This is a genomic window from Flavobacterium rhizosphaerae, from assembly GCF_046000445.1.
Classification (GTDB): Bacteria; Bacteroidota; Bacteroidia; order Flavobacteriales; family Flavobacteriaceae; genus Flavobacterium; species Flavobacterium rhizosphaerae.
Genome location: NZ_JBELPZ010000002.1, coordinates 217,997 through 235,092 on the forward strand (window position 1 = coordinate 217,997; position 17,096 = coordinate 235,092).

Here is a 17,096-nt window from a genome sequence, read left to right on the forward strand (position 1 = left end):
ATACGGAAATTTATCATTTACTAATTTAAAACTTTCAATCATGAAAAAAACAATTGCATTACTTGCTTTTGCAGGGTTATCATTATTTACATCCTGCGGAGAAAACAAAGACACAGACATTGTACCATCAGGCACTTATCAGGGCAAAGCTGAAGAAGTTGATGCTGATGAAAAAGAAATTTACGTAAGGACACCTGATGACAAATTACTTGAATTGTATTTTACTGATGCTACCACTTTAACCAAAGATGGTGAAACTGTAGAGTTCAGCACATTACATGAAGGTGGCGAGGTAGAAGTTACCGTAGAAAAAAAAGGCAACAAACTTGACCCTGTTTCTGTAAAAGTTCTTGACTAATGGTTGAAGTTCATTCAATGTGGCGTACTGAATTATGGCATCCGCTTATAGTTCATTTACCCATAACAGCCTTGCTATTGGCTGCAATAGCAGGGCTGTTACAATTTATATTGTCAAAGGCCAATGCAAAAATTGCATTACAAATGTGTATGATATTGCTTGTTATAGGAGTGGCAGGTGGATGGGCGGCTATCTACACAGGATTACTGGCTTATAATATTGAAGTGCGTAAAATTTGCGACCCTAAAGTATTACAAGAACATGAACTGTGGGCCTATGTAGCTATTATTATATTTTCTGTCGCATTGGCAATTCATATCCTGAAAAAATGGTTGGGTAAAAAGTTTGTCATACCTTTAAATATTATATGCGGGGCACTTTATATTTTAGGTGCAGCAAGCCTTTTATATTCCGGCCACCTTGGGGCAACTGTAGTTTATCAACAGGGCGCCGGGGTACATAAGCCAAAACCAGATTGCTCAGATTATATTATAGATTAATTATGGATGTTACCAATGTAAGCAAAGCAGTAAAGGCAACTTACTTTAGTTTATTAAGCAATGCCGCGCTGGCACTTATAAAAGGATTAGCCGGTTTTTTTGGTAACTCATATGCCCTTATTGCAGATGCAATAGAATCTACTACTGATATTTTTTCTTCTTTTCTCGTATTGTTTGGTATAAAATATTCCAGCAAGCCGGCAGATGATAACCATCCTTATGGCCATGGCAGGGCAGAAACCCTGGTGACTTTTATGGTTGTAGGCTTTCTTATTACATCTGCTACTGTTATTGCCTATGAGAGTATAATAAATATACAAACACCACACGATTTGCCAAAAGCGTGGACATTAATAATACTAGGTGCCATAATTTTATGGAAAGAGATATCTTTCAGGCTGGTTATGCGTAAAAGTAAGGAAACCAACAGCTCTTCTTTAAAGGCAGATGCATGGCATCACCGTAGTGATGCTATTACTTCGATAGCAGCTTTTACAGGTATAAGTATAGCCCTGATATGTGGCAAAGGATATGAATCGGCAGATGACTGGGCTGCGCTTTTTGCTTCCGGGTTTATACTTTATAACAGCTATCTTATTTTTCGCCCTGCCCTGGGTGAACTTATGGATGAACATTTGTATGATGACTTGGTTGATACTATACGAAGGGAAGCTACTGTTGTACCGGGCATATTGGCAACCGAAAAATGTTTTGTGAGAAAAGCCGGAATGGCGTTTCATATAGAATTGCATGCTATAGTAAATGGAAACCTAACCGTAAAAAAAGGGCATGAACTGGCGCATGAACTTGAGAATTACCTGAGGAAACAAATTCCCGACCTTGGGCACATACTAATACATATTGAGCCGGATGATTACCATAATATGGTATCAAAATAAAACCTAAAACGGTTTTATTTTAAATTAAGCACATTGATGCATTTGTAAAATCGTTTGGTATACATATCACTGCCCAAATCACTTATCATTACCTCTTTTTCACCGCCTGAAGAAGCGTGTATAAATTTAGAATTCATACCGTCAGCTTCATATACTATACCCACATGCCCAATAGAAGTGCTGTCTTTATACCCATAAAAAACCAATACATCCCCTTTCTTAAATTCTTTGGGTTTTAACCCAGGGGCAAGATTTTTAAAATTTTTTGAGCTGCGGGGCAGGTCAATATCAAAGCGGTCAAATACATAATTTACAAAGCCTGAACAGTCAAAACCTTTTTTAGGGTCTGCCGAAGCATAACAGTAACTGGTGCCTAAAAACTTTTTAGCATACGCTATAACAGCATCTCTTTTTGGTGTACCTGCACTTTTTACCTGTGTAGTATTTTTGGCTTCTGCTACATCAAATGTAACCTGCACTTCAGTATCCGGATTATTGAGGGCCTGTGCCGTTTCATTATTTTCAAGTATAATAATAGCTGGTTTTTCTTCCTTTTTACAAGACAATACAAACATTGCTATTAAGGCTAATAAATATGTTTTGGCTATTCTCATGCTTACTATTATACAAAAGCCATGCCTGTTTACCTTTCAAAACGGTAAATTAACGTTAGGCTAACTTACGGGCTTGCCATTACCTTAAATGTTTAGTACTTTTATTTCTTTAAAAATTAAACATAATATGAAAAATTTCGGGTTGCTCTGCACGCTATTTGCAGTGTTTATAATAACTGCTACATCAGCACAGCAGGTAAAAGTTATGACGTATAATATAAGGCTTAATACAGCCAGCGACGGCGAAAACCGTTGGGATAACCGCAAAGAAATGCTTACCGGGCAGGTGCTGTTTTATGAACCCGATTTTATGGGGGTACAGGAAGCGCTACCGGAACAAATGCAATTCCTTAATACAAACCTGGACAGTATATACAGCTCAATAGGTGCAGGCCGCGATGATGGCAAAAACAAAGGTGAATTTTCTGCTGTATTTTATAATAAAAAGAAATATAAACTAATAGAAAGTAACACATTCTGGCTAAGTGAAACGCCCGAAAAGCCATCAAAAGGATGGGATGCAGCCTATAACAGAGTTTGTACTTACGGAAAATTTAAAAACACTAAAACCGGACAGGAATTATGGATGTTTAATACCCATTTTGACCATGTTGGTGATGTAGCACGCAATGAAAGTGCAAAACTGATTCTAAAAACAATACAGGAAGTAAATAAGCAGAACCTGCCGTTTATACTAACGGGTGATTTTAACCTTGAGCCCGAAAGCCAGCCTATTATAACGATAAGTAAAGAAATGAATGACAGTAAGCTTGCGGCTGATTTTACTTATGGCCCACAGGGCACCTTTAATGGCTTTGAGTTTACTAAGCCCGTAACAAACCGTATTGACTATATTTTTACCAGTAAAAATGGTATAAAAGTTAAGAAATATGCTGTTTTAAGCAATAGTGACCTTTGCCGTTATCCCAGTGACCATTTTCCGGTTTATGCAGAACTGGAAATTAAAAAGTAATATTTTATATTAGTACAAAATGCGGTTATCTGTTTTATATAACCTCATTTTGTATTTATTTTACATTTACATTATTAGCCTTGGGTACAGATACTATAACATAAGGTGCCGTTAGGGCCATTGTAGCCATGCCATCAGGCACCGTCTTTTTAGTAGTAAGGTAAATTGTATCATTTTCCACTTTCATATCGGCCACCGAAATACTATAGCCTCCCGTATTTTTCTATCCCATAAAAATGGCAACAATATTATTTTTAGTAAAATCAATTGCAGGTACATTTTCTATACCAAGTTCTTTATATAAAGTTTCAAGCCCTGATAAGCTTGTTATGGTTTCATAACCTTCTGTTTCCCTGCCACCATAGGTTTCCTGCTTTAAAATGCTGTAACCATCATAGCCTCTTTTGCCATCCTTGCCTTTTTGTGGTCCACAGGCAGCAACTAAAACTAACAGAAAATTTAAAACAATTAACTTCTTCATACGTATTGCTGTTTTAAAGCTTTTCTGTAGATATTCTCATACATAGGCATAATCATTTGTATATCAAATTCTTTAGCTACTTCAAGTGCATTTTTCTTAAAAGTCGCAAGCTTATCCTTATCAGAAAGTATTGAAAGCGCTTTTTGCGCCATATCTTCTACATCGCCAACGTTACTTAGGTATCCGGAATAGCCTGCACGGTTTACCTCTGGAAGCCCACCCGTATTAGATGATATTACCGGAACCCCCACCGCCATGGCTTCAAGTGCAGCAAGGCCAAAGCTTTCTGTTTCTGAGGGTAACAGAAACAAGTCACTAAAACAAAGTATCTCGTTTATTTCGTTGCTGTTGCCAAAAAACAATACTTTATCACTCAGTCCAAGTTCATCACATAATTTTTCGGCAGGTTCTCTTTCGGGCCCATCACCTACCATCATAAGTTTAGCCGGTATTCTTTTCTGTATTTCATTAAAAACCTTAACTACATCCGGTATACGTTTTACCTTCCTGAAGTTGCTGATGTGTGTAATAATTCTTTCGTTATCTCCGGCCATCTGAGAACGTTTACATGGAACGTCAGGCACTTTATCTTTTTTAATTTCTATAAAATTCGGGATAACATGTATATCTCGTTTAATATCAAAAAGGCGGTAGGTTTCATCTTTTAAATCCTGTGATACCGAAGTTACCACATCACTATGGTTTATACTAAAACTTACTGCTGGTTTATAAAAGGGATGGTTGCCTACAAGGGTAATATCAGTGCCGTGTAACGTAGTTACCATAGGTATTTTTATGCCTTGTGCCTTTAGCATTTTTTTTGCCATATAGCCTGCATAGGCGTGCGGAATGGCATAGTGCACATGTAACAGTTCTATTTTATAGAGCTTTACCATATCTACAAGTTTGCTGGAAAGGGCAAGCTCATAAGGCTGATAATGAAATAATGGATATTCCGGAACATGTACTTCGTGATAATGTACGTTTGGTATTAGAGTAGCAAGGCGTACCGGCTGCCTGTAGGTAATAAAATGTATTTGATGCCCACGGCGTGCCAGTTCAAGCCCAAGTTCGGTAGCTACCACCCCGCTTCCGCCAAAGGTAGGATAGCACACTATTGCAATTTTCATAAAAAAATGTAAAAAATAAAAGACGAAGTTACTTAAAAAAACAGCAGGATTTTTTTTATTAATAAGAAATTAACCGCAACAAATTATTTTGCTTTCAGGCTTTCTTCATAAAGTAGTATCCAGTCTTGGGGAGTCATTTTAGAAACCAGTTCTGCAATGAGTTGATAAGGTATATTCTCCGGTTTTTTAAACCGTATACAGCTTTTGCCCATATCTAACTTTGTTTTACTGTGTTTGGGATATTCTTCTACAAACCATTTATGCAAATTGTCATCGGCATAAATACCCATATGTAAAGGGCAATAAAGTTTTTTTGCAACGCAATACTTAAAAAAGGCAATGGTAATTTTGGGTTGCAGTGGTAACCATTTACATAAGTTTGTAGTGGTACTACCCAGCCGGGCATACCATAGCCCATACTCTCTTTAAAACCCCGGGGCAGATTATTATTAATAGTGTCCCTAAGCTTGTGCATAGCTGCTTTTCGCTCTTCGGGCAATTGTTGGTAATACGCTTCAATAGTTATAGCTGATGACTGCATATTATCTTTAGTTACTTACGCAAAAATAAATTATTTTTTATCATCTGTATCGGTAATAGCATCCTGAATTACCTGCTGTATATCTTCGCGTATGTTTCCTTTACTCAGTTTATTTTCAGTTGCTTCGGGGTATGTACGGTTGCTCAGGAAAACATATACAATTTCTGTTTCGGGGTCTGCCCATGCCATTGTACCTGTAAACCCGGTATGCCCAAAACTTGACCTTGAAACACAATTGCACGTTGGGCCAGGCTGTTGCAACTGTGGCTTATCAAAGCCAAGACCGCGCCTGTTGCCTTCTTTACAGGAATAACAGGTATTGAATATATCAAATGTTTTGGCCGAAAAAAACTGCCTTCCCCCATAATTACCTTTTTGCAAATACATCTGCATAATTTTGGCTACATCAAGCGCATCTGAAAACAGGCCGGCATGCCCGCCAACACCATCCTGCATGGCGGCGGCCATATCATGCACATAGCCCTGAATGGTTTGGTAACGGAAGTAATTGTCTACCTCTGTTGGCGGAATAACACTCATGTCAAATTTACGCAATGGGTTAAAAGTGGTAGTTGTAGCACCCAATGGCTTATAAAAGTTATTTTCTGCCAATACATCTAAAGAAATTCCTGTTCTCATTTCCAGGTATTCTTTAAGCAAAATAAAATTGAAATCGCTGTATTTATATTCCTTCTTAAGTAATAGCTTGCTCTGTGCTATTTTGTTAATCATAATTGTAGGATAATCTTCGCGTATATATAGGTTTTCTGCCACCTGATACGGAAATTCTGCACTATATGTGTGCCTGTAATAAAGGGAATCGGGCTTTTTAAGGCTATCCAGTGTTTCGGTATAAAACGGTATCCAGGGCTGCAGGCGCGACTGATGCAGCAACATATCTTTTAATATTATATTTTTTTTATCCGTTTTTTCAAAAACAGGCAGCATACGGCCCAGTTTTTCATCAAGCTTTACCTTGCCCCTGTCGTACAGCTGCATAACATTGGGTAATGTGGCCAGCATTTTGGTTAGGGATGCAAGGTCATAAATATCGGTGTTTTTAACGGGTACATCTTCCTGGTAGGTATGGTATCCAAATGATTTCTGATAAATTACTTTACCCCTACGCGCAACCAGTACCTGCAAGCCAGGAGTCATTTTATCATGTATTGCACGGTTTGCTATCAGGTCTATATTTGTAAGCATAGCTGAGCTCATACCAACGTTTTCAGGTACTGAGAACCCAAGCCTGTTGGTGGGCTTTGTAAAAATACCATCGTTAACCTTAAATGCTCTACTAATGCTTACCGGCAATTTACCTTTAGACCCCAACGCCCCAAAAACTACTTCTGCCGCTACCGTTTCTGCAATTTTATTGTTTTGATACGCTAGTACTATTCCTTCTATATTAGTAAAGCTTTTAATACTGTTTAGTGCATATGGCCTTGCAAAAACAGTAAGTATGGTTTTCTTTTTACTGGCAATGCTATCAATCAAAACCAGTTCTGACGAGGTAAATTCATGTTTTTTAAAGGCACCGTCAGCTTTATGAAAGCCAATTATAACTGTGGTGTATTCCTTAAGCCTATCCATTAAAACTTCAAGGGTATCTACCTGAATTTCATCTACCTCAGTATATTGCTGTAATGTTGTAAGGTAATCTGAACCATCATCATCGCCAAGTTTAACATAGGCTACCTTCTCATTTATAAAGTCCATTACCGGCAGGGTATTATCATCATTTTTAAGTACGGTTACTGCATTTTCGTATAAAGTATAGTTGAGTGCATCATACTGATATTGATTAAGGTCTGAAACCAGATTATTTAAATCAATTGGCTTATAGTTATTTAGCCCTGCCCTGTATTTATAAGCCAGTATTTTTTTAACCGAATATTGTAACCGTTCCTCCGTAAGCACACTATCAGCATAAGCCTGCCTGAATTTTTCAACCGCAACCGGCACATTTTCGGCAAACAGCAATACATCGTTACCCGCCAAAAAAGCTTCAAGGTCTATACCTCCGGGCTGCATATAATTACTCGCTCCTTTCATATTTAGTGCATCGGTAAAAATAAGCCCTTTAAAACCCATTTCGCGCTGTGCAAGATTGGTAATTACATTATAAGACAATGAAGTAGGATAATTAGGTGTAGGATCTAACGCGGGCACATTTAGGTGTGCTGCCATTATACTTGCCATACCTTCATCAAAAAGGCGCTGGTATGGATATAATTCTATATTTTTAAGGTGTTCCAGGTCATATTGCACATAAGGCAGTGTAAGGTGCGAATCGGTGCCGGTATCGCCATGCCCCGGAAAGTGTTTGCCCGTAGCATATATACCTGTGCTTTGCAAACCCTTTACAAATGCCGAAGCGTGCTCAGTTACACTATACTTATCTTCTCCGTAAGAACGGCTTCCTATTACAGGATTTAAAGGGTTTGTATTAATATCTACCACCGGGGCAAAATTAAATTGTATGCCCATACGTTTTGATTGTTCGCCCATCTGCCTGCCCATTTTTTCTATAAGCGAAAGGTCCTGAATTGCCCCTAACGTCATATTCCAGGGATAACGGTAGGTAGAGTCTAACCTCATACTCAGGCCCCATTCTGCATCTATACCAATAAACAAAGGCAATTTAGCCTCTGACTGATACCGGTTGGTAAGCCGCGCCTGGCGTACCGGCCCGCCCTGAAAAAATATTAGGCCACCGATTTTATATTCTTTTACAAGTTTATCAATGCTTTGTACATGAGCCTGGTCTTTATTGCTATATGCCGCTACCATAAATAGCTGCCCTACACGCTCGTCAAAACTCATACTGCTATATACACTGTCAGTCCATTTTTGTTCAGCAGGCGATTGATATATGTTTTGGTAAAGCGGGTTTTGGGCAAAAGCTGCCTGTATAACCAGGATACATACTAAAGCGGTAAATCTCATGTAAAATAATATTTATAAAATAATAAATCACCATTACAAAATATAATGATGATTAGTGCAATATCCTGTTCAGGATATTAAAAGAACCTGCTGTGCCAGCTCTCTGCTGCCGGAACTTCCCAATAATCTTTCCACTCTCCTATATTGTTTACAAGATTATTGAATACTATGGTGTTAGCAGAAACTGACTTTTCTTTAGCCATTTTTTTAAAATCGGTAAGGGGCTTGTAGGTAATATATTCACCCTGCTTAAAGGTAACATTCATCCTGTCAAGCAAATCTACTTTATATTTCTTTTCCAACTCCTGTATAAAATGCACCGAGGCATCTATACTGCATCCGGTAGCCGACTGGTTTTCCTGGTTAACTGCCAGTATAATAAAACGATTGTACTGAATAAGATATGATGCCTCAAGGCCTTTGCCATGTGCTGTCCATTCTTCAATAAAATTTTTAAGGGATTCTTCTAATTCAGCCACTTCTTCATCAGTAAATTTACGGCTGCTCTGGTATACCCAAACCCGGGATTCATCGGGTAATGTTTCAAATAAAACGTACATAATCTAATTTTTATAAGTCCATTGCATTAGCAATGAGTTCTGCCACATCCAGCACTTTTACATCGTGCTCATGATTTTTGGCTTTAACGCCATCGGTAAGCATGGTATTGCAAAACGGGCATGCTGCGGCTATTATTTCAGGTTGTGTTTCAAGTGCTTCTTCTGTCCGCTCTACATTTACATCCTTGTTACCTTTTTCCGGTTCTTTAAACATTTGTGCACCACCGGCACCACAGCACAGGCCATTGCGGCGGCTGCGTTTCATTTCTACAAGTGCAGCATCCAGTTTTTCAACCAAATCCCGGGGGGCTTCATAAATATTATTTGCCCTGCCCAGGTAACATGGGTCATGAAAAGTTATTTTTTTTCCTTTATACTGCCCTCCCTCTATAGTAAGGCGGCCTTCGTTTAAAAGTGATTTTAAAAACTGCGTGTGGTGCATCACCTCATAAGTGCCGCCAAGGCCGGGATATTCATTTTTAATAGTATTAAAACAGTGCGGACAAGCTGTTACAATTTTTTTAACTTCATAAGCATTAAGCACCTCAATATTAGCCATGGCCTGCATTTGAAATAAAAACTCATTACCGGACCTTTTGGCAGGATCGCCGGTGCAGCTTTCTTCTGTGCCCAAAACAGCAAAAGAAACACCTGCGCTGTTTAATATTTTTACAAATGCCTTGGTTATTTTTTTGGCCCTGTCATCAAAACTGCCCGCACAACCCACCCAAAACAAAACTTCGGGTTGCTGTCCTGCGGCCAGCATTTCGGCCATTGTAGGTACTTTTATACTTTGGTCGCTCATAATCTATGCTTCATCGTGTGTGCCATCATCAAAAACCTGTGCGGTAACTTCTTTTTCAATCAGGTCGGTAAATTTACCGTTATAGCGTGTAGCACGCACCAAATGGTTATCTATCCAATGATAATTACCTCCACGGGGCTTGCCCATAACCATACCGTGATATTTAAATCCATGTTTACTAAGCCATTCTTCAGTAACAGTACGGTGTTCTTCGGTACGTGAGGTAAAAAATGTAATTATATGGCCTTCATCATACCAGCGGTTAAGAGTTTCCAGTGCGTCAGGGTAAACTTTTGCGGTTACCATCCTTTCCGGTTCTTCATTAGGTATGTCGTCACAAATAGTGCCATCTATATCAATCAGGTAATTTTTTACGCCCTGTGGCAATATCGGGCTTAAATGCTCACCTGTCTCGGTTGTTAACTCCTGAAGATTTTTATTAATATCTTCCTTTTTCATAATTATGCCTGTTATTGTAATTACATTTCTTCTTTCCATTGTAACCTGTCCATCTGGCTGTACGGCCACGGGGCTCCATTGTTTTCAATATTGCCCATCATTCCGTTAAGCTCTGTTGGTGCGGCACTTTGCTCCATCACCAGATAACGCCTCATATCCATTATTATAGAAAGCGGGTCTATATTTACAGGGCATGCCTCTACACAGCCGTTACAGGTTGTGCATGCCCAAAGTTCTTCCGGGGTTATATAATCATTAAGTAACTGTTTGCCATCATCAACAAACGCACCTTTATTTTTATCAATATTACGCCCTACTTCCTCCAGCCTATCGCGGGTTTTCATCATTATTTTACGGGGAGAAAGCTTTTTGCCTGTAAGGTTAGCCGGGCATGAATCGGTACAACGGCCACACTCTGTACAGGTATAAGCGTTTAATAATTGCACCCAGCTTAAATCATGCACATCACTTGCACCAAATTTAGCAGGAACCTCCCCTTCAGCAGCAGGCGGTGCAGCCGCAAACGGGTCTGCATTCGGATCCATCATCAGTTTAACTTCATTGGTAACCGATTCCAGATTCTCAAACTTCCCTTTAGGGTCAAGCCTTGCAAAATAAGTGTTAGGAAAAGCCAGCAGTATATGTAAATGCTTAGAAAAATAAAGGTAATTCATAAACACTAATATACCTATAATATGAAGCCACCAGGCAGTACGCTCTATAACAATGGCAGTTCCCTGAGGCATTCCGTTAAAAAGGGATGATATAAAGCCGGAAACAGGAAAAGCCCCCGCTTGTGTATAATGTGCTGCCCCCAGACCCTGAAGGTAATGGTCTGCCGCATTCATGGTAAGGAAAAGCAACATAAGAACGGCTTCAAAATAAAGAATATAATTAGCATCATTATGAGGCCAACCTTTTAGGTCGCCATGGGCAAAACGCCATAGTTTAATTATATTTCTACGAATCCAGAAGATGATTACCGAAGCAAGCACGCCAAAGGCAAGTATTTCAAAAAAGCCTATAAGGAAACTGTAAAAGCTACCCATAAAGCTAAAAAGCCGGTGGGTACCAAAAATACCATCAATAATTATTTCGAGAAGTTCTATATTAATAATAACAAAACCTACATATACAATAATGTGCAATAAGCCTGCTATGGGCCTGCGAACCATTTTTGACTGCCCCAAGGCAATCATCCCCATGTTTCGCCAGCGTGCTGCGGGATTATCAAACCTGTTAACATCCCTGCCGAGCCTAATGTTACGCGTTAGTTTTTTTACATTCGTGGCAAAGTAGCCAAAACCAAGCGTAAGCACTATAACAAACAGAATATTATCCAGATAAGCCATAAAAAATAAATGAACAGCCGATTAAAGCCGGTTTAGTCTTTCTTTTCTTCTACCTTCTCTTCAACATAAGGTGTGCCTTTTTTACCAAAAACTGAAAAATGCACATACCTTTTAGGGTTATTTTTCACATCAGCCAAAAGCTCTTTTAGTTCATTAGAAGCTGCATTTAGATTGTTATACATTTCCTCATCCTTCATAAGCTTACCCAGTGTGCCTTTGCCTGACTCTACATCACTAATAAGTTTATCTACATTATTAAGAGACGCTTCGAGTTTTTTAACGGCCTGGCCTAAATCTGCCTTATTTAAACTATCTGAAAGGGCAGCAAAATTTGAGGTAGTTTCATTCAGGTTTGAAAGGGTGGCATCAATATTTCTTTTATTGCCAGATATAACACCATTAAGAGAATGCGCGGCCTTATTAAACTCATTCATGGTGCTGCGCATATCTGAAATAGCATAACGCAAATCTTCCTGGGTTTTCTGGTCAAAAATATTATCAATGTGGCGTAACAGGCTATCGGCACTTGTTACGGTAGATTCTACTTTATTTTGCAACGGTGCAAGTTTATCACCCACTGCCGCTATCATGCCTTCTTCAAGTTCAGATTTTAAATAGTCGCCATCTTCAGCCAGGTCAGGATTATCAAGGTCTGGTGTAATAGCGACCTGCTTACCTGAAAGAGATAACAATCCCGGCTCATATAAGGTTGCAGAGCTTGTTTTTGAGATAGGAAAATCTGTATTTATCTGTAATTCAACTAAAATTGACAATCCTTCAGGTGTATTATTAAATGTCATGTTATTCACCTTACCTATTGTAACACCGTTGAGGGTAACCGGTGCGGAGGGAGGTAATCCTTCTACATCTTTATATACTACATAAAATGTTTTATAGTCTTTAAATAGGTCTTTTCCCTTTAAAAAACTATATCCCCAGATGAATAACAATATTGCTCCTAAAACCAGTATTGCTGTTTTTGCTTCTTTAGTAATTTTCAAAACTGTTCTATTTTTTTAACAAATGTAGGTCAAATAAATTTAAGTATATGTGAATAATTATTTAAAAAAGCTAATTTTTACCAAGGGAAAGTGCTTCTTGTATAGAAATTTTTTTGCCGTCTTTAAAAGCCACCACAAAAGCTTCTTTATAACCTTTTGAACGTGCCGCTTCTAAGAGTTCGCCTTTCGCTCGGTTATAATCGTTAGTGGCCCCGTAAAAGTATTTTATTGTGGGTAAAGAGCTTTCATCTTTACTAATATCGTTAAGCCCTTTAAAGTTAGAAGGGGTTAACTCTAACTTGCTGCTTCCTGCCGAAATTTGTACTTTATATATAATACCGTTAGCTACAGTTGCAACTCTGGTAGCAGGTGCCTGCTCAATCACCTGGGCTTGCGGTTTTTCGGCCACCGAAACCATAGGTTGTACCACAGCCCCTGCCCCTACTATATAATACTCTTTTTTATACTCTAATATTGCTTTTGCAATAGAAGCAGCCAGTTCATCCTGACCGGCTTCGCTATCAAGATATTCACCTTCGGGTTTATAAGATATAAAACCAAGTTCTATAAGTATACTGGGCATAGCGGTGCGGTGCAATACCCAAAAAGGAGCCTGCTTTACTTTTCTGTCTTTTCTGTTTAATGTTTTTATGATGTTGTTTTGAACCCTTCCTGCAAGTTCAATACTTTTCATGATATGGTCTTCGTGCTGAATAGTAATTGCAATAAGAGATTCCGGCTTATCAGGGTCAAAGCCACCGTATTTTCGTTTATCATTCTCCAGATTAATTACCGAGTTTTCTTTTTTAGCTACCGCAAGGTGCGATGCATTTTTACTCATACCCATAATAAAGGTCTCGGTACCATACGCTGTTTTTTTGGGCTCGCCGTTGCAGTGTATAGATACAAAAATATCGGCATCGGCCTTATTAGCTATAGTACAACGGTCATCCAGTTCAATAAACACATCTGTTTTGCGGGTGTATTCTACATTAATATTATTATCTTTTTCAAGTAATTTACCCACCTTAAGCGCTACACTAAGCACAATGGTTTTTTCTTTAAAGCCATGGTAAATAGCGCCGTAGTCTTTACCGCCATGTCCGGGGTCTAGCACTACATTAAATTTTTTATTCTGGGCCTGGCTAATCCCGGAAAAAGTAATAAAAAATAAAAAAAACAGTTTTAGTCTGATATTCCCCTTCATTATAATTATCTAATATTTTCTGCGTTGCAATTAGTGGTTTAATTTGACAAAAATATTGTAAGTTTGACACTTCAAAAAAAAGCCACCTTTTTTACAAAATTAGCATTAAAAGCGTTGCGTACAAATTTATTTCATATCGTTTTATCAGCAATTTTCCTGACATTCGGGAGTTTTAAAATTTCAGCCCAGGAAATAGGCTCAAAAACAACGCCAAAAATTTCTTCCGAGCAAAAAACAGATAGTTTACCGCCCGACGGCAACGCTGTACAGGCAATTACCGATACCCTGCAGAAAGGTGATGAAGTAAACGTTATTGTACAGGACACCAATAAAAATAAAAAATCTGGTATAGATGCACAGGTGCGCCGTGTTGCAAAAAGTTACGAGAAACTCGACCAGAAAAAAAAGGAGCTTACTTTATATGATGAGGCAGAACTTTATTATAAAGATATAGAACTAAAGGCCGGTATCATTATTTTTAATTACGACAAGAGTGAAGTTTTTGCCGGGCGAATTAAAGACTCTTTGGGCAATTATACACAATATCCCTATTTTAAGCAGGGCGATAATATTGTTGAGGCCGACTCCATACATTTTAATACGGTTACAAAAAAGGCGAGGGTATGGAACAGCCGCAGCGACCAGGGAGAATTCCGCGTAAAGGCAGAGGTTACCAAAAAAGAAAATGATTCGGTTATTTATATGAAAACCGTACGGTTTACCACCTCTAAAGATGTAGATAACCCTGAGTATTATTTTGAAACACAAAAAGCAAAGTTTGTGCCGGGTAAAAAGGTAGTAGTTGGGCCTACACACATGGTAATAGCCGATGTGCCCACACCCCTTGTATTACCTTTTGCTTTTTTCCCAATGACTAAAGAGGCCGAATCCGGCTTTATTGTGCCCACATTTGGTGATAATAATAATCAGGGATATTTTCTGCAAAATGGTGGGTATTACTTTGCCCTCAGCGATTATTATAACCTTACTGTATTGGGTGATTATTATACCAATGGTAGTTACGGCTTACGTTTTCAGTCAGATTATGCTAACCGCTATAAATATCACGGTAATATAAACATAAATTTTGAAAACATTATAAATGGCGAGCGTGGTTTCCCAAATTATAGCAAGGCCAATAATTATAACATACAATGGAGCCATAGTAAAGATGCCAAAGCTAACCCAAGTTCTAATTTTTCTGCTTCGGTAAACCTTGGGTCCAGTAAGTATTTCCGCCAGTCTCAAAATTTAAGTAATATTGGTTCCAGCCTCAATAATAATATGACGTCCAGTATTTCTTATTCTAAAACAATACCTACAGTACCCCAGGTAAATTTTACGCTTGCAGCAACACATTCGCAAAGCACCAACACAGAGGTTATAAATATGACATTGCCGACATTAACGTTAAATGTTGACAGGATATTTCCTTTTGCACCGGCAGATGCCCCTAAAAAAGGTATCATAAAAAACCTTAACCTGCAATATACCCTTACTGGTAAAAACACCGTAACTACTACTGAAACTGATTTTTTTAAACCCGAAATGTTTGATGCTATGAAATCGGGGTTACAGCACCGCATACCTATTAGCACCAACTTTAAAGTATTTAAATATTTTAGCGTTTCTGCAGGAACAAGTTTTGAGGAAAACTGGGTATTTAATACCATAAGAAGGCAATATACCGACAGCCTTGTAACACGAGATGTTAAAGGTTTTGATTCTTACCGTACCTATAACTTTACTTCAAGCATTGGTACCACTATTTATGGTACCTTTAAATTTGGCGATGATAAAAAAATACAGGCTATACGGCACGTTATAAGGCCATCTGTTTCTTACAGCTACACCCCTGCTTTTGACCAATATTGGGACGAATACCAATATGATGCTACAGGTGCAATGAGGGAGTATACACGCTTTGAGGGGGGGCTTTTTGGTTCTCCTGGGCAAAATTATGCTAACAGTATTGGTATTGGTGTTAATAACACGTTTGAAGCTAAAGTGCGAAATGATGATGAAGATGCCAAAGAGCCTAAAAAAGTGATGCTGCTTAATAACCTTAACCTGCAAACAAGCTATAACATGGCTGCCGATTCACTGGCGTGGTCGCCACTAACAATATCAGCAGGTACCAACCTGTTTAAAGAAAAAATGAACATCAACTTTAACACCGCGCTGGATCCCTATGCTATTGATAACTCCGGCAGGCGTATAGATACTTATAATATTGACAACGGCGGCAGCCTTTTTAGGCTTACACGTGCTAACGTAACTGTAAATTACTCCGTAACCAGCGATAAAGGAAAATCGGGCGAGGGGCATGATGAAGACAGCCAGACTGCACGTAATGGCGGACGCGAAGACGACCTTTTTGGGCGGGCCAATGATTTGAGTGACAGCAGCAGGAGTATGTTTGATGAAGATGATGAAAGTGTAAGTGATGAGAGCGCTGGTGGATTTTATAATGCCAAGCTACCGTGGGATTTGCGGTTTGCCTATGCCTTAACCTATTCTAATAATAACCGACAACAGGAAATAACAGGAAATTCACTCATGTTTTCGGGTAATATAGATATAACGCCCCGTTGGAAGGTGGGGATTAGCAGTGGTTATGACTTTGTACAAAAAGGTGTTACATTTACTCAATTGCGTTTTGAACGCGACCTGTTGAGCTGGAGGATGAATTTTAACTGGGTGCCTTTTGGCACTAATACAAGCTGGGGATTTTTTATTGGTATAAAATCTTCTGTACTTAGCGATATTAAGTATGATAAGCAACGTGTACCTGACAGGATATTAACAAACTAAGATAGTATGAAGAAAATAATTTTTACTGATAAAGCCCCTGCGCCAATAGGCCCGTACAGCCAGGCAGTACTGGTAGGTAATACTTTATATACTTCTGGACAGATAGCTATTAATGCACAATCTGGTGAATTAATTACTGCAAATATAGAAACTGAGACGCGCCAGGTTATGGAAAATATAAGAGCCGTATTAGCAGCTGCCGAAATGAATTTTTCTGATGTTGTAAAGGCAACTATATTTATTAGCAACATGGATGACTTCGCAAAAATAAATGCTATATATGGTGCTTATTTTGATGAAGCAAACGCCCCGGCACGCGAAACGGTGCAGGTAGCGAGGCTGCCAAAGGATGTAAATGTTGAAATATCAATAATAGCAATAAAATAGCATCAATAAAGTAAAAAAAAAGAAACCGCCTGATATTATTTATACAGGCGATTTCTTTTTAGGGTT

General features: G+C 38.6%; 16 protein-coding genes and 2 pseudogenes. 6 read left to right on the forward strand and 12 right to left on the reverse strand.

What is annotated here, in order from left to right:
- The first annotated feature begins 40 nt into the window (after positions 1–40).
- From ABS766_RS03465 to ABS766_RS03475, 3 genes are read left to right on the forward strand one after another with little or no spacing between them, the layout of a single operon-like run.
- Positions 41–358 carry a hypothetical protein gene (locus ABS766_RS03465; RefSeq protein WP_408083724.1) on the forward strand — a complete coding sequence of 106 codons (318 nt, stop codon included), beginning with the start codon at positions 41–43 and terminating at the stop codon, positions 356–358.
- A complete protein-coding gene (locus ABS766_RS03470; protein ID WP_408083726.1) occupies positions 358–858 on the forward strand; it encodes a DUF2231 domain-containing protein in 501 nt (166 codons plus the stop codon). Before ABS766_RS03465 ends, ABS766_RS03470 begins: the two co-directional genes overlap by 1 nt.
- Positions 859–860: 2 nt before the next feature.
- Positions 861–1,757, forward strand: a complete 897-nt coding sequence (locus tag ABS766_RS03475) for a cation diffusion facilitator family transporter (RefSeq protein ID WP_408083727.1) — start codon at positions 861–863, stop codon at positions 1,755–1,757.
- Between the two features lie 14 nt (positions 1,758–1,771).
- On the opposite strand, the gene ABS766_RS03480 is transcribed toward ABS766_RS03475, so the two are convergent.
- Positions 1,772–2,371, reverse strand: a complete 600-nt coding sequence (locus tag ABS766_RS03480) for a C40 family peptidase (RefSeq protein WP_408083728.1) — start codon at positions 2,369–2,371, stop codon at positions 1,772–1,774.
- Positions 2,372–2,498: 127 nt separating this feature from the next.
- On the opposite strand from ABS766_RS03480, the gene ABS766_RS03485 reads away from it, so the two are divergent.
- Positions 2,499–3,344 carry an endonuclease/exonuclease/phosphatase family protein gene (locus ABS766_RS03485; RefSeq protein WP_408083729.1) on the forward strand — a complete coding sequence of 282 codons (846 nt, stop codon included), beginning with the start codon at positions 2,499–2,501 and terminating at the stop codon, positions 3,342–3,344.
- A 55-nt stretch (positions 3,345–3,399) separates the two neighbouring features.
- Here the strand turns inward: ABS766_RS03485 and ABS766_RS03490 are convergent.
- The 11 genes and pseudogenes from ABS766_RS03490 to ABS766_RS03540 all read right to left on the reverse strand — a co-directional run.
- A pseudogene (locus ABS766_RS03490) lies at positions 3,400–3,555 on the reverse strand (protease complex subunit PrcB family protein); the annotation flags it as partial.
- A gap of 12 nt (positions 3,556–3,567) precedes the next feature.
- Complete coding sequence (locus ABS766_RS03495) at positions 3,568–3,825, reverse strand: hypothetical protein (RefSeq protein ID WP_408083730.1); 258 nt, start codon at positions 3,823–3,825, stop codon at positions 3,568–3,570.
- On the reverse strand, positions 3,822–4,955 hold the full coding sequence (gene bshA, locus ABS766_RS03500; RefSeq protein WP_408083731.1) for an N-acetyl-alpha-D-glucosaminyl L-malate synthase BshA: 1,134 nt from the start codon (positions 4,953–4,955) through the stop codon (positions 3,822–3,824). Before bshA ends, ABS766_RS03495 begins: the two co-directional genes overlap by 4 nt.
- Before the next feature lie 83 nt (positions 4,956–5,038).
- Positions 5,039–5,496 (reverse strand): annotated as a pseudogene (locus tag ABS766_RS03505) (DUF1801 domain-containing protein).
- Between the two features lie 30 nt (positions 5,497–5,526).
- The gene (locus ABS766_RS03510; protein ID WP_408083732.1) at positions 5,527–8,445 is read right to left on the reverse strand and encodes a glycoside hydrolase family 3 N-terminal domain-containing protein; all 2,919 of its coding nucleotides are present in this window, start codon (positions 8,443–8,445) and stop codon (positions 5,527–5,529) included.
- 77 nt (positions 8,446–8,522) lie between these two features.
- A complete protein-coding gene (locus tag ABS766_RS03515; RefSeq protein WP_408083733.1) occupies positions 8,523–9,005 on the reverse strand; it encodes an ABC transporter ATPase in 483 nt (160 codons plus the stop codon).
- A gap of 10 nt (positions 9,006–9,015) precedes the next feature.
- Positions 9,016–9,810, reverse strand: coding sequence for a (Fe-S)-binding protein (locus ABS766_RS03520; protein WP_408083734.1), 795 nt, complete (start codon positions 9,808–9,810; stop codon positions 9,016–9,018).
- 3 nt (positions 9,811–9,813) lie between these two features.
- Positions 9,814–10,269, reverse strand: a complete 456-nt coding sequence (locus tag ABS766_RS03525; protein ID WP_408083735.1) for an LNS2 domain-containing protein — start codon at positions 10,267–10,269, stop codon at positions 9,814–9,816.
- Between the two features lie 20 nt (positions 10,270–10,289).
- Positions 10,290–11,621 (reverse strand): 4Fe-4S dicluster domain-containing protein, encoded by a 1,332-nt coding sequence (locus ABS766_RS03530; protein ID WP_408083736.1) that lies wholly within the window; start codon positions 11,619–11,621, stop codon positions 10,290–10,292.
- A gap of 32 nt (positions 11,622–11,653) precedes the next feature.
- Complete coding sequence (locus ABS766_RS03535; RefSeq protein ID WP_408083737.1) at positions 11,654–12,622, reverse strand: MlaD family protein; 969 nt, start codon at positions 12,620–12,622, stop codon at positions 11,654–11,656.
- 70 nt (positions 12,623–12,692) lie between these two features.
- Entirely contained in the window at positions 12,693–13,829 is a 1,137-nt protein-coding gene (locus ABS766_RS03540) for an N-acetylmuramoyl-L-alanine amidase family protein (RefSeq protein ID WP_408083738.1), read from the reverse strand.
- A gap of 63 nt (positions 13,830–13,892) precedes the next feature.
- Between ABS766_RS03540 and ABS766_RS03545 the strand changes: the two genes are divergently transcribed.
- Both ABS766_RS03545 and ABS766_RS03550 read left to right on the forward strand, forming a co-directional pair.
- Entirely contained in the window at positions 13,893–16,643 is a 2,751-nt protein-coding gene (locus ABS766_RS03545) for a putative LPS assembly protein LptD (protein WP_408083739.1), read from the forward strand.
- Between the two features lie 6 nt (positions 16,644–16,649).
- Positions 16,650–17,030: a RidA family protein gene (locus tag ABS766_RS03550; protein ID WP_408083740.1), complete on the forward strand. Its 381-nt coding sequence runs from the start codon at positions 16,650–16,652 to the stop codon at positions 17,028–17,030.
- Positions 17,031–17,096 lie beyond the last annotated feature (66 nt).

What these genes read in the sequence shown, in the direction of transcription:
- ABS766_RS03485 (WP_408083729.1), top strand. Translation starts at nt 2,499, where the DNA reads ATGAAAAATTTCGGGTTGCTCTGCACGCTATTTGCAGTGTTTATAATA.
- ABS766_RS03540 (WP_408083738.1), bottom strand. Translation starts at nt 13,829, where the DNA reads ATGAAGGGGAATATCAGACTAAAACTGTTTTTTTTATTTTTTATTACT.
- ABS766_RS03465 (WP_408083724.1), top strand. Translation starts at nt 41, where the DNA reads ATGAAAAAAACAATTGCATTACTTGCTTTTGCAGGGTTATCATTATTT.
- ABS766_RS03470 (WP_408083726.1), top strand. Translation starts at nt 358, where the DNA reads ATGGTTGAAGTTCATTCAATGTGGCGTACTGAATTATGGCATCCGCTT.
- ABS766_RS03520 (WP_408083734.1), bottom strand. Translation starts at nt 9,810, where the DNA reads ATGAGCGACCAAAGTATAAAAGTACCTACAATGGCCGAAATGCTGGCC.
- bshA (WP_408083731.1), bottom strand. Translation starts at nt 4,955, where the DNA reads ATGAAAATTGCAATAGTGTGCTATCCTACCTTTGGCGGAAGCGGGGTG.
- ABS766_RS03475 (WP_408083727.1), top strand. Translation starts at nt 861, where the DNA reads ATGGATGTTACCAATGTAAGCAAAGCAGTAAAGGCAACTTACTTTAGT.
- ABS766_RS03480 (WP_408083728.1), bottom strand. Translation starts at nt 2,371, where the DNA reads ATGAGAATAGCCAAAACATATTTATTAGCCTTAATAGCAATGTTTGTA.
- ABS766_RS03530 (WP_408083736.1), bottom strand. Translation starts at nt 11,621, where the DNA reads ATGGCTTATCTGGATAATATTCTGTTTGTTATAGTGCTTACGCTTGGT.
- ABS766_RS03525 (WP_408083735.1), bottom strand. Translation starts at nt 10,269, where the DNA reads ATGAAAAAGGAAGATATTAATAAAAATCTTCAGGAGTTAACAACCGAG.
- ABS766_RS03495 (WP_408083730.1), bottom strand. Translation starts at nt 3,825, where the DNA reads ATGAAGAAGTTAATTGTTTTAAATTTTCTGTTAGTTTTAGTTGCTGCC.
- ABS766_RS03510 (WP_408083732.1), bottom strand. Translation starts at nt 8,445, where the DNA reads ATGAGATTTACCGCTTTAGTATGTATCCTGGTTATACAGGCAGCTTTT.
- ABS766_RS03550 (WP_408083740.1), top strand. Translation starts at nt 16,650, where the DNA reads ATGAAGAAAATAATTTTTACTGATAAAGCCCCTGCGCCAATAGGCCCG.
- ABS766_RS03515 (WP_408083733.1), bottom strand. Translation starts at nt 9,005, where the DNA reads ATGTACGTTTTATTTGAAACATTACCCGATGAATCCCGGGTTTGGGTA.